This window comes from Flavobacterium sp., from assembly GCF_027533505.1.
Taxonomy (GTDB): Bacteria; Bacteroidota; Bacteroidia; order Flavobacteriales; family Flavobacteriaceae; genus Flavobacterium.
In genome coordinates this window covers 39,393-52,793 of record NZ_JAPZUB010000023.1, presented here as the reverse complement: position 1 = coordinate 52,793, position 13,401 = coordinate 39,393, and the positions used below count along the sequence as shown (strand labels likewise).

General features: G+C 41.5%; 8 protein-coding genes and 1 pseudogene. 2 read left to right on the top strand and 7 right to left on the bottom strand.

The window, feature by feature from the left end; all coding sequences use genetic code 11:
- Positions 1 to 202 precede the first annotated feature (202 nt).
- Positions 203 to 3,145 (bottom strand): S8 family serine peptidase, encoded by a 2,943-nt coding sequence (locus tag O9316_RS05135; protein ID WP_298205437.1) that lies wholly within the window; start codon positions 3,143 to 3,145, stop codon positions 203 to 205.
- Positions 3,146 to 3,325: 180 nt separating this feature from the next.
- On the opposite strand from O9316_RS05135, the gene O9316_RS05130 reads away from it, so the two are divergent.
- Positions 3,326 to 4,771, top strand: coding sequence for a nucleoside recognition domain-containing protein (locus O9316_RS05130; protein ID WP_298205436.1), 1,446 nt, complete (start codon positions 3,326 to 3,328; stop codon positions 4,769 to 4,771).
- 122 nt (positions 4,772 to 4,893) lie between these two features.
- Complete coding sequence (locus O9316_RS05125; protein WP_298205435.1) at positions 4,894 to 6,501, top strand: fumarate hydratase; 1,608 nt, start codon at positions 4,894 to 4,896, stop codon at positions 6,499 to 6,501.
- A 102-nt stretch (positions 6,502 to 6,603) separates the two neighbouring features.
- Here the strand turns inward: O9316_RS05125 and O9316_RS05120 are convergent, their stop codons facing one another.
- The 6 genes and pseudogenes from O9316_RS05120 to O9316_RS05095 all read right to left on the bottom strand — a co-directional run bounded on the left by O9316_RS05120 (position 6,604) and on the right by O9316_RS05095 (position 13,400).
- The gene (locus O9316_RS05120) at positions 6,604 to 7,719 is read right to left on the bottom strand and encodes an ATP-binding protein (RefSeq protein ID WP_298205434.1); all 1,116 of its coding nucleotides are present in this window, start codon (positions 7,717 to 7,719) and stop codon (positions 6,604 to 6,606) included.
- A 125-nt stretch (positions 7,720 to 7,844) separates the two neighbouring features.
- The gene (locus O9316_RS05115) at positions 7,845 to 9,008 is read right to left on the bottom strand and encodes a class I SAM-dependent rRNA methyltransferase (RefSeq protein WP_298205433.1); all 1,164 of its coding nucleotides are present in this window, start codon (positions 9,006 to 9,008) and stop codon (positions 7,845 to 7,847) included.
- A 94-nt stretch (positions 9,009 to 9,102) separates the two neighbouring features.
- Positions 9,103 to 9,756 (bottom strand): CoA transferase subunit B, encoded by a 654-nt coding sequence (locus O9316_RS05110; protein WP_298205432.1) that lies wholly within the window; start codon positions 9,754 to 9,756, stop codon positions 9,103 to 9,105.
- A pseudogene (locus tag O9316_RS05105) lies at positions 9,746 to 10,143 on the bottom strand (four helix bundle protein). Before O9316_RS05105 ends, O9316_RS05110 begins: the two are co-directional and overlap by 11 nt.
- A 32-nt stretch (positions 10,144 to 10,175) precedes the next feature.
- Entirely contained in the window at positions 10,176 to 10,874 is a 699-nt protein-coding gene (locus O9316_RS05100) for a CoA transferase subunit A (RefSeq protein ID WP_298205431.1), read from the bottom strand.
- Between the two features lie 198 nt (positions 10,875 to 11,072).
- Positions 11,073 to 13,400 (bottom strand): penicillin-binding protein 1A, encoded by a 2,328-nt coding sequence (locus O9316_RS05095; RefSeq protein WP_298205430.1) that lies wholly within the window; start codon positions 13,398 to 13,400, stop codon positions 11,073 to 11,075.
- Between the last annotated feature and the right edge of the window lies 1 nt (position 13,401).

Here is a 13,401-nt window from a genome sequence, read left to right as displayed (position 1 = left end):
TTCTTTAAAAGGAATCGAAAAAACAGAATTAGAGTTCGGATTAATGGCTTTAGCACACAACTTAAGAAAGAAAATTGCAGCTTAAAGGCAATTTTAAACTCATTTTAAAATAGTAAACTTTTGATGAAAGTTTAATCAAATAAAAAAACCGTCTCAAAATTTTAGTATTGAGACGGCTTCCTTTTAGTAAGTTATTTTCAAATTATCGTTTAATAACCACACGTTGTGAAGTAGTTCCTAAGCTATTTTCGATTCGTACTAAGTATACACCTTCAGCCAAATGTTGCACATTCAAGCGCGCCAATTCGTCGTGGGTTTCTTTTTGTCCCACTTCGCGTCCTTGTAAATCGTAGAGGCGAATTTGTGTGCGTTCCACACTGTTTGGAATCAATACGTTGATAAGTTCGTTGGTCGGGTTAGGAAATACGCGAACTTGGGTTAAACTAACTTCAGGCGTTGATAAAGCGGGTGAAACACGACAAAGGTCAATACTGAAATTATTTACCGTTCCTCCATCACCATTCCAGGGGTCACTAATGTTTAAAACCCATTCGCCGTCGGCAGGCAAGGAGTTTAAAGCGCTCAAACTATCAATAGGAGCCACCAAACCGGTTAATGAAGGATTCCCACTACAAACCGGATCGTTTCCATCATCATCATAAGTACAGTCCATATTATCATTGTCGCCACAAGCTTCGCGCATCAGTACAATACTTGGACTACCTATGGATGCGGGTCCTTGTAAGGTAAGTGTCATGTCTTGAATATAGGTGTGGGTGATATTTACATTGACATTGATGTCGCCAATAGTATAGCCTCCTGTAATGGTCAACGGGACACTTGCACTTGAATTGGCTACCGAATCGATGAAGGCGTTAGAGTAATCGGTTGCTTCAAAAGATTGATCACAACTGATAACTCCCGTGTCAAAACTGAACACTGCTGCTGTTGCTGCTATTCCTGTTCCACAACGGTTGGAAGGGATAATACGCCAAAAATAACGTGTAGATTGCTGCAAGCCAGTAACCGTAAATCGGTTTAATGTGGTCGTTTCATTCACGGCTAATGTGCTAAAACTGCTGTCGGTTGAAGCTTGAACCGTATAGGTTTCGGCATTGCTGTTGGCATTCCAACGCAAAACGGCTGAAGTCGATAATCCCGTTTGTCCGTTGGATGGACTATTTAAGGTTAATGGCTGGAAACTGGCATTAAAAATACGTAAGGTTTTAAAACGCGTTTCGGTTTCTGTTCCATTGTTTCCTGTGATTCCTACAAAGTATTCCCCAGGGGTAACATTGGCTAGCCCTGTAATTGTCATTGTAACCGCACCTGAAGTATTTCGGCTTGGAGGATTGAAAGAAGCCGATGCTCCGGCAGGTAATCCTGTGGCTGTAAATGAAGTTGTTCCTCCACCAGATTGTGTATAATTGAAGGTATACGATGCATTTTCATTGGCACACAACAATTGATCACCACTCGTTGAGTTGAGTGCAAAAGTTGAACTTAAACCGGTGATGATTAAAGAATACTTTTGACTTCCCGTCACTAAGGTTCCTTTGTGCGAAATGGTAATAGTGTATTGTCCTGCGGCAGGTGTATCAATACGAACCAATTCCACATTATCTACATTATTGTCTCCCGTTCTTACAGCAGGGCTGCTAGGATCATTGGTTAGCCTCCAAGGGAAAAAAGTAGTTTCATTACGCGTAATACGAATGTCTAAGTCATTTACTAGAGCTCTAACGAATTCATTGGGTGTTGTGCTTGTGTTCATGTTCCCCGGTAAATCGGTCCATGTGATTGAAGCGACCAACGGTGTAGTTCCACTCGCATTTACAGTCATCGAAAATGTTTGGCCTTGATTTAAATTTTCTTCCGACACCCAAGCCGTTAACCCATTGGCATTTAAGGTTTCCACGGCGCGTTTGGCATTGAGTAATCCCCATCCAAAAACAGGATCAGGCCCCACATTACCTGCATCATCTGCTGTGTGACACGCTAATCCCTTTAATGTAGAGGATCGCATGAAGGAGTTGTATAAATTTTTATAATGTTGTTGAAAAAGAATAAGTGTACCTGCAACATTAGGCGAAGACATTGAAGTTCCAGACAAGGTAGTTACCGATGTATTTCCTGTACTATTTGTAGATGTTACACCAGTGCCATTACCAGTAATATCGGGTTTGATTCTAAAATCATCTGTCGGTCCTTGACTGCTACTAGAATTAATTGAAATAGTTCCTGTAATTGCGCCTGTTGTGCCATTTATAGCAGTAACATCCTGACAGTTAGCTACTATTAAATTGTTTTTGCAGGTTTTATTGGTGGTTAATTTATCAAAACCAGGGGCAAGAGGATCTGCGTTTGCGTTTGAGTTACCTTCATTACCTGCAGAGGCTACTTGAAGGTAGAAAGGCGAATTGTAATGTACATCATCCCAAGCGAATGAGTCGGAAATATAAGCACCCATGATCCAAGCGGGTAAAATATTCGAACCTGATGAAATAGGTACACCATAGGAATGGTTTGAAACAAGCATTCCCAATTCTACTTCCGAAAGCGCCTCGGAAACATCATCGGTCCAATTGAATGTTCTTGCATTGGCCACGTGCGCCATTCCTTTAATACCAGGTTGATTAGGGATGGTAGTAGCAATCATCGTTCCTGTAACATGGGTAGCATGACCACTAAGCGATCCGTCGGGTTCATCAACAACCGTTACACGGCCTCCAAAGGCATTGTGACTAGCACGAACTGTTCCACCATCCCATACGCGTACGGTCATATTTTCACCATTAAGATTCAAACCCATTGCACCTCCTGAATGCAAGAAATTCGTTCGAGTAGTTCTTGCCGCTGCCACATTATCCGTGCTAAAATACATCGGGTATCCATCGGGTGTAAGTTTCATTAATTCGGAAAACGATCCGTTTGGACCTTCAATCGTTAAAGGCCAGCCATTAATTTTTGCTACTGTAATCGCCTTCTCTTTCTCAGACGCTTGTAAACGGCGGTAATATTCTTGTCGCTCTTTTAACTTATCCATATTGTATGTAGCTGTAATCGCGGCTACATCTTGGGGTGTTTGACCAAATAGATTAAGGCCTCCAAGGAGGAGAGCCAGAGCAATGAAGGTTTTTTTCATAGCTAGAAGCATTTCAGTTTGTTGGTTAATTTTGACAAATATAACAAACCTGTTAGTGTTTTAACATTAAACAAATTGTATTATTTAATTATCTACGATTTTTTTAGCAAAAATGAATCCATTGTGCAGATATTTTTTTACATCAAAGATTTATCCGTATTTTGAAAAAAATTACAACACATGGTACTTAGTAGATTTTGGTTGACCATTTTTATTGCTTCAATAGCCTTTACCGTTTTTGCTCTTTTCTCAGGAGAAGCCTATACCATAGATTCCATTTTGAATGGAAAAAAAGACGATCCCATATTGATTTCCGAACGCTACTTGAATGACACACCTCCGTTCATTCGCGATAGCATCGAAAAAGCGCCCGAAAAGACCATTGTAATCGACCGAGATACTTTGAATCCAGATACAACCTATGTGTACAAAAGTAAAACGGTAAAACTCTATTCGGGTGTGCAAAAGTCAGACGGCTTACTGCCCACCTGCAAAAACACCTTGATGGATATTATCCTGCCGTTGATTGCGTATTTGGCGTTTTTCTGCGGACTCATGGAATTGCTCATAGTTTCAGGTGCTTCAGAAAAAATCGCTACACTTCTCAGTCCCTTTTTTGCTAAAGTTTTCCCTTCCGTTCCTAAAAATCATGAGTCAATTTCCTATATGACATTGAACTTTGCCGCGAATTTTCTCGGACTCGATTCGGCAGCCACGCCTTTTGGGCTGAAAGCGATGCAATCTTTACAAGAAATTAATCCCGAAAAAGACAAGGCCAGCGATGCGCAGATCATGTTTATGTGTTTGCATGCAGCCGGACTCACCTTGATTCCCACATCCATTATAGGGTATCGTGCCGCCCAAAATGCCGCCAACCCCGCCGATGTGATGTTGCCCTGTATCATCACCTCTTTTATAGGTACTTTGGCCGCTCTACTAATCGTCGGTATTCGTCAACGCATCAATTTTTTAAGCGCAACTTTACTCGTAGCTATTATGTCGGTGGTTGCAGCAATTGTCGGACTTTTATTCTACATCAACGGATTGGATTTGATTGGGAAAAGCTTTTTTACCGCCAATTTGTCCGGACTCATGCTTGTCGCCATTATTGGAGCCACGCTTATCTTTTCGTTCATTCATGAAAAAAAATTCACCGAAAAAGAAACTACTATTTTTGACGCCTTTGTAGAGGGTTCTAAAAATGGTATTCAAACCGGGGTGAAAATTTTCCCTTATGTATTGGCCATGCTCGTCGCTATTTCGTTCTTCCGCAATAGTGGATTATTTGAAATCATTAGCCAGTGGATTGCTATCGGTTTTTCACAAATTGGGGTAGCCAAAGACATCACCGACTCGCTCCCCGTTGCCATGCTGCGTCCTTTCAGCTCTGGCGGTTCTCGCGGATTCATGATTGATGCCATGCAAAACTTCGGTCCCGATTCGTTCACGGGTCGCTTGGTGTGTATTTTCCAATGTAGCGCCGAAACTACCTTCTATGTCATCGCTGTTTACTTTGGTTCGGTTAACATCAAAAACACCCGTTACACCTTAGCCACGATGTTATTGGTAGATTTCATTTGTGTAATTACCGCAATTATGGTAGCCAGTTGGTTTTTTATACGCTAAGGCAGTTAATGGGTTGTTGAGGTTTAAATTTAGAACCATGTTAAATTGAACATAAACCCTCGTTTCAATAGGATGCTTCAGGGCATTTTCCTATTTTTACGTTTCTAAAACACCAACACAAAATGGACTTTTTATACCAAGATCCGTATCCGATTTTAAAAGACGATACAACCTATAAAAAATTGACTTCTGATTATGTTAAAGTCGATACTTTGGGCGACCGCGAAATTCTTACCGTCGACCCGAAAGGCCTAGAATTGCTGGCGGAAGAAGCAATGAAAGACGTTTCGTTTATGTTGCGTTCTTCGCATTTGCAAAAATTACGCAACATCATCGACGACCCTGAAGCGACTGATAACGACCGTTTCGTAGCGCATAATTTATTGCAAAATGCCGTGGTCGCCGTAAGTGGTGAATTACCTTCGTGTCAAGATACGGGAACGGCAATCGTGATGGCCAAAAAAGGAGAAAATATCTACACGGGTGCCGATGATGCCGAGTGGTTGTCCCGCGGAATTTTCAACACCTACCAAAACCGTAACCTACGCTATTCGCAAATTGTGCCGATTTCGATGTTTGAGGAGAAAAATTCAGGATCCAACTTACCCGCGCAAATCGATATTTATGCCAAAAAAGGAAGTTCCTATGAATTTTTGTTTTTAGCAAAAGGAGGAGGTTCGGCCAACAAAACGTTCTTATATCAAAAGACAAAATCGTTGTTGAATGAAAAGTCGCTTGAGGAGTTTATCCGCGAGAAAATCATGGATTTAGGAACTTCTGCTTGTCCACCGTACCACTTGGCCATTGTCATTGGTGGAACCTCCGCAGAAGCCAACTTAGCCGCTGTAAAAAAAGCCTCTGCTGGCTATTACGATAATCTACCGACTTCCGGGAACATGGCAGGTCAGGCCTTCCGTGATTTGGAGTGGGAAGCACGCGTGCAACAAATCTGTCAAGAGAGTTCGATCGGAGCCCAATTTGGTGGAAAATACTTAACCCATGACGTGCGGGTGATTCGTTTACCTCGTCACGCGGCTTCGTGTCCCGTGGGGATGGGCGTTTCGTGTTCTGCCGACCGTAACATCAAAGGAAAAATTACCAAAGACGGGATTTATCTCGAGCAATTGGAAACCAACCCTGCGCAATATTTACCCGCAACCGCGCCGCATTTGGAAGCGCCGGTGGTGGTGAATTTGAACCGACCCATGAAAGAAATCTTAGCAGAGTTGTCGCAATACCCAATTAAAACCCGTTTGAAATTAAACGGAACCTTGATTGTGGCTCGTGATATCGCCCACGCTAAAATCAAAGAATTGTTGGATGCAGGTCAGCCCATGCCCGAATATTTCAAAAACCATCCCGTGTATTATGCGGGTCCGGCGAAAACCCCACAAGGCATGCCGTCAGGAAGTTTCGGTCCGACCACAGCAGGTCGTATGGACGTGTATGTGGAAGAATTCCAGAAACACGGCGGCAGCATGATTATGTTGGCCAAAGGAAATCGCAGCAAAGAAGTTATGAATGCGTGCAACACCTACGGCGGCTTCTATTTGGGTTCGATCGGTGGTCCGGCTGCAATTCTAGCCAAAGAAAATATCGTATCGGTTGAGGTGGTTGATTTTGAAGAATTAGGCATGGAAGCCGTGCGCAAAATCGAAGTCAAAGACTTCCCCGCTTTCATTATCACCGATGATAAAGGAAATGATTTCTTCGCAGCCTTGAGTCACTAGTTTTAGAAAAAAGAAGAAAGAGACAAGAGAAAAGAAGCCTGTACATTGAAAAGATGTACAGGTTTTTTTATGGACTTTAAGTTTGTCTTTAGCAAATTAGTCTTACATCAAGTATTCCCAAAAATTGTCGCGATGCACGACATGTGTATTTTTGGGATGATATTTTTCAGTAAATGATTTTGTAAATTTTACTTTTTTAAGAGGATTGAATTTTATTTCATAGGCAGAAATCTCATTTTCAGAAATTTCGATAAAATCAATCTCTGCTTGTTGTGCGTTTCTCCAGTAATGCGTTTTTCCATAAAATCCATTGTACTTCAGTTGCTTCATTTTTTCACTTATAAAAAAGTTTTCAAACAAAGCGCCAACATCCTGACGGCTTTGCAGGGGATTAAATTGGCCGATGATGGCATTACGTATGCCATTGTCATAAAAATATATTTTTGGTTTTGCGGTGATTTCATTCCGTTGGTTTGTCGAAAAAGGATGCAATCTAAAAATGACATATACTTTTTCTAACAAATCAATATAGTTCACAACAGTCATGCGATCTACGCCCAAGATTTTTGCTAATTCGTTGTAGGAAACTTCACTGCCGAGTTGTAATGCCAAGGCATTTAATAATTTTAAAAGTAAATCAGGTTTTTTAATGTTGACCAATTCCAAGATGTCTTGATATAAATAACTGCTGGATAGTTGCAGCAATATCTTTTGTTTGTTGGTCTCTGTAACGACTTCAGGATACATTCCGTAGATTAAAAACGCTTCCAATCGTGCATAAGCAGTAGCAAATGAATAGTGATTTCTAACTTCATTCCACGATAAAGGAAACAGTTGATGTTCCCATTTTCTTCCCGTTAGGGGTTCATTTATTTGATTTCCTAAATCTAGTGAAGACGACCCAGTAAGTATAAATTGCTTATTTAATTTCGCATCAACTAACATTTTTATGGCCAAACCGATATTCTCAATGCGTTGTGCTTCATCAATGACAATGGTGTCATAGTCCATAACCAACTGCAACAAAAATTGAAAATTAGCAGAAGCTATTTGTAATCTTGTCTGTGGATCATCTCCATTCAAAAACAAGGTTTTTCTACCGTCTACTATTTTTTGAATCAACGTCGTTTTTCCAACCTGCCTTGGACCAATCACAACAATCGCTTTTTTATAATTGTAATCGGCTGCTATATTTTGTGTTAGGGTTCTCGTTATCATACTACAAATGTAGTAAATTAAGTTTTAAACCCTAAAAAATTATATTATTTTACTATTACAACCCTAAAAAATTATATTTTTATCGTAAAAAGTCAATAGTAACTATACCCTAATATTGGGGTTGTCTATTCAACATATAGCACCAATCCTTTTAAATAATGTCCTTCGGGATGGTAAATGTTGGTCGGGTGATCGGGACCTTGCGTGAGTTTGTGCAACACACGAATGGTACGCCCTGATTCGATGGCTGCGGCGGCAACGGTATTGTAAAACAACAGGTCATCGATTACTTGTGAACACGAAAAGGTAAATAAAATTCCTTTGGGCGCTAATGCTTTGAGTCCGGCCACATTCAAGCGTTTGTAGGCTTGTGTCGCGGTATGTTTGCTTTTGATGCTTTTGGCAAAGGCGGGTGGATCCAACACAATCACATCATAGTGTTGGTGGTGGGTGCGCATAAATTCAAATACATCCGAAGCAACAGCGGTATGATTGGCACCTGGAAAATTGAGTTCCATATTGCGTGCAGCCAAGTCAACGGCTTTCTGGGAAATATCTACCGAGGTAACCAATTCCGCTCCCGCTTGCATCGCATAGATAGAGAAACCGCCCGTATAACAAAAGGTATTGAGTACTTTTTTGTCTTTGGAAAAGGCGCCCAAGAGTTTTCGGTTGTCGCGTTGGTCCAAAAAGAAACCGGTTTTCTGCCCTTCGACCCAGTTCACATGAAAGGAAATGCCGTTTTCTTGCGCAAGGGTTTCTGCGGTTTTTCCAAAGAGAAAATAATCGGTTCCGGTTTGCGGTAAGGTGCCACTACTTTTACAGTAAATGGTTTCACAATGTTCAGGGAAGGCTTGTTGAATCGCTTGTGCAATGGCTTCTATTTGCAGAAAAATTCCGGTAGAATGGGCTTGAATCACCCAATGGTTGTGGTAAAAGTCAATGATAAGTCCGGGAATCCCATCGCCTTCCCCATGAATGACTCGAAACGCATTGGTTTGACTGAAATCCAAGATTAGTTTGCGCATTTCCCATGCGGCTTCCAACTTTTCTTTCCAAAAATTGGCAGTAAAGGGTTCGTCTCCAAAAGTGAGTAAACGCACCGTTATACTGCCTTTATCACTGAAATAACCCGTACCTAAATGTTCGTTTTGCGCATCGACTACATCGACCAATTCACCATCATTGATTTCTTGGGTTACGCCATATATAGCACCGCTAAACACCCAAGGATGGCGACGTTGAATGGATTTTTCTTTCCCTTTTTTAAGGATTACTTTACTTCGCATGGATTTATTTTAAACACGAAAATTTGAGGTATTGAAAATGAATTCTTGTTGAACATTTTCAAATTCTCAAATCTTCAAATTTTCAAATTAATAATTAAAACACCATCTCCGGTACTTCCCCTTCAATGATTAATGCCGCTTCGGTCGCTTGAATAATTTCGTCTACCGTTACGCCTGGCGCGCGTTCCAATAATTTAAATCCGTTGGGAGTGACTTCCAAAACAGCCAATTCGGTCACGACTTTTTTCACACAACCCACACCGGTTAGGGGTAAGGTGCATTTTTTCAAAATCTTACTTTCCCCTGCTTTGTTGACGTGCATCATCGCGACAATGATATTTTCTGCGGAGGCTACCAAGTCCATGGCGCCGCCCATTCCTTTTACCATTTTACCTGGAATTTTCCAGTTGGCGATATCCCCGTTTTCGGCTACTTCCATAGCGCCTAAAATGGTTAAGTCCACTTTTTGCGCACGAATCATTCCGAAACTGAAGGCGGAGTCAAAGAAACTCGCTCCGGGTAGTGTGGTAATGGTTTGTTTTCCTGCGTTAATGATATCGGCATCTTCTTCGCCTTCAAAAGGAAAAGGACCCATACCGAGTACGCCATTCTCCGATTGAAATTCAACCGAAATATCGGTACGTACATAATTGGCTACTAAAGTCGGAATCCCAATGCCGAGATTCACGTAGTAACCGTCTTGTACTTCTTTTGCAATTCGTTTTGCAATTTGATTTTTATCCAACATAATTTGATGATTTGATAATTTGATAATTTGAAAAATAAGTCTTCTTGCTAGAAGAAATAATTTTAGATAAAATCAAATTTATAGATTGTATTTCTTTGAATAATTCTTCATTTGGATTTGGTTAAAATTCAGACTCTTTACATAAACTTAGCCAATACTGAATCTCATCAGCTTCTTTAGCTGCAATTTTAAATTTATGAATAAATCAACTTTGCTTTCAGCATTTTGAGCTTCTCTTATATTGGCTCCAATAGAGGTTCCACATCTGAAAATTTGCGAAGCCATTTCAAAACGATTTATTTGACGAATTTCTTCAGAAAAGGCGATGATTTTTAAAGCAAACTCAAAACTCTTATTTACTATTAAATTATCTTTATCATTCCTCATCTTCAAATTTTCAAATTATATCATTTTCAAATCTATTTCTGTCTAACGGTGCGTTGTTCAATTCGTTTTTCAAATTTTTCACCTTGGAAAATGCGTTGTACCATAATTCCGGGAATATGAATTTGGTTGGGGTCAAGAGCTCCGGCGGGTACTAATTCCTCTACTTCTGCGATGGTGATTTTGGCGGCACCTGCCATGACCGCATTAAAATTACGAGCAGTTCCTTTGAAAATAAGATTCCCCGCTTCGTCGCCTTTCCAGGCTTTGACGATAGAAAATTCGGCGTTGTAAGCCAATTCCATCACGTGCATTTTACCGTTGAATTCACGGGTTTCTTTACCTTCAGCGACTTCGGTTCCATAGCCAGCTGGCGTAAAGAATGCAGGAATACCCGCTTGGGCCGCGCGGCATTTTTCGGCAAGTGTTCCTTGAGGAGTTAATTCTACCTCGAGTTCGCCCGACAGCATTTGACGTTCAAATTCGGCATTTTCACCGACATACGAAGAAATCATTTTTTTGATTTGGCGTTTTTGAAGTAATAAACCAAGGCCAAAATCGTCTACACCGGCATTGTTGGAAATACAGGTAAGGTTGGTAGTTCCTTTTTGCACCAATTCGGCAATACTATTCTCGGGAATACCGCAAAGTCCGAAGCCGCCCAACATAATGGTCATGCCGTCTTCGATGCCTTGAAGGGCTTCGGTAACCGAGTTTACTTTTTTATTAATCATGAAGAAAATTCGTTGGTTTGTGGCGTAAATTTAGGAAATAAAGCCCAAGAATAGGGGAATGGGACATAAAAAAATCCTGCCCCAATTGGAGCAGGATTTGGTATTCAGCCCTGTTGGAAACGGCATCCCCGTAACGCAGTGCTTGGACCTGCCTTTTTCGGCAGACAGGTACTGCGGACAGCGGGAAAAAGCGCCTCATTATATTCCATTAAATTCATCCAGATTTTGATCGTCTACGGGATCAACAGCGGTGGAATCGGTCGGTGTTGAGGAACTTCGCGGACTCCAGCAATCCACTTTGATATTGAATCCTTCGGGTTTTATGAATTCGTCTTTGGAAACTTGCAAGTCGGGATCTTCATAACATTTTTCCATAAAATACCCCCAAATCGGTAAAGCAGCTGTGGCTCCTTGTCCGTAGGTGATGCTTTTGAAACGGGCCGATCGGTCTTCACAACCCACCCAAACACCGGTTGCTAAATTCGGTACCATTCCGATAAACCAACCGTCGGATTGATTTTGAGAAGTTCCTGTTTTACCCGCAATCGGGTTGGTAAACATGTACGGATAACCTGTCCAACGGGTGTCGCCACTTCCTCCAGATTGCGTGCGTAAACGCACCCCTGAACCTTCATCGGTTACACCTTCTAACAGTTTAATAACGGCAAAGGCAATATCTTTATTCAACACATCATGCGATTCAGGAACGGGCTCGTAAATCACGGCTCCGTTTTTATCTTCAATACGTTGGATAAACTGCGGTTTGATATAAACCCCTTGGTTGGCAAAGGTGGAATAGGCGGCCACCATATCTTGTACAGTAATGTCTACCGCACCCAAAGCAATCGAGGGTTGCATTGGGATTTCGGTGGTTACGCCGAGTTTTTTGGTGAGTTCGACAACAGGCTCAGGACCGGTTTTGTCAATTAATTTTGCAGAAACGGTATTAATGGAATACGCTAAGGCTTTTTTCAACGTAACCATGCCTCGGTATTGGTGGTCGGAGTTGCGCGGTTCCCAATCTTCGGTTACATTATGTTTCCCTTTACGAATCATAAACGGGCCATCGATGATGGTATCACAGGGCGACATATTCAGCTGTTCGATTGCGGTAGCGTATACAAAGGGTTTGAACGTCGACCCCACTTGACGCGCGCCTTGCCCCACGTGGTCGTATTGGAAATACTTGTAATTAATACCACCCACCCAGGCTTTGATGTGTCCTGTTTGGGGTTCCATCGCCATCATACCCGCTTGCAAGAAATGTTTGTAATACCGAATAGAATCTAGAGGAGTCATTACCGTATCGCGTTCCCCTTGCCAAGTGAATATGGTCATTTTGGTTTTTTTCTTAAAAGAAGCAATAATTTCTTCCTCCGTTTTTTCATCCGCTTTTAGAATTCGCCAACGCTCGGAATTGCGCATGGCTTGGTTGATGATTTTGTCGGTTTCGGCGGGTGTGATGTTTACAAAGGGTGCATTTTTGTTTTCCTTTTGTTGTAAAAAGAATTCCTCTTGTAAATTTTTCATGTGCTCACGAACGGCCTCTTCAGCATGTTCTTGCATTTTGGAATCCAATGTGGTGTAGATTTTTAATCCATCCCCATAAATATCGTATTCTTCATCATCAGCTCGTTTGTGTTCTTTGACCCAATTTTTCATGTAATCCCGGAGGTATTCTCTAAAATAGGTAGCCAAGCCTTCATAGTGACTTTCGGGACGAAAATCGAGTTTGATGGGTTGTTTTTCCAATAAATTTTTCGCTGCAGGTTCGAGTTTTTTATTCCGCACCATTTGTCCCAACACCACATTTCTTCGTTTTAATGAGCGTTCGGGAAAACGTTTTGGATTGAACCGCGAGGGATTGGTGAGCATACCCACTAGAGTAGCGCTTTCATTGATGGTAAGATCTTTGGGCTCTTTGTTAAAATACACTTTAGCAGCCGATCGAATACCCACGGCACCATTCACAAAGTCAACTTGATTAAAGTACAAAGCGATGATTTCATCTTTGGTATACTGGCGCTCTAATCGTACCGCAATAATCCATTCTTTGGCTTTTTGAACCACCCGGAAGGGTAAAAATTTAGACCCCTCTCCATGAAACAATAATTTGGCCAACTGCTGGGTAATGGTGCTGGCTCCCCCATTGGCTCCCAATCGTGCGGCTGCCCCAAAAGTTCGCTTAGCATCGATACCCGAATGCTCATAAAAACGCTCATCTTCTGTTGCTACCAAGGCATCTACCAAGTGTTTCGGTAGGTCTTTGTATTTGACGGCGGTTCGGTTTTCATTGTAAAATTTTCCCAATACGACCCCATCACTGGAGATGATTTCGGTGGCTAAGTTGGAATTTGGATTCTCCAAGTCTTCAAAGGAAGGCATGGCTCCAAAAAGGCCCCACGAGGCAAAAAGAAAAAACAAAAAAACACTCCCTAGCGTATAAAAAAACAAACGCCAAAACTTTTTTTGGTAGTATTTAATGTCTTTTACGACAGTCTGGGGTTTCGGGGATTGATTTGCCATA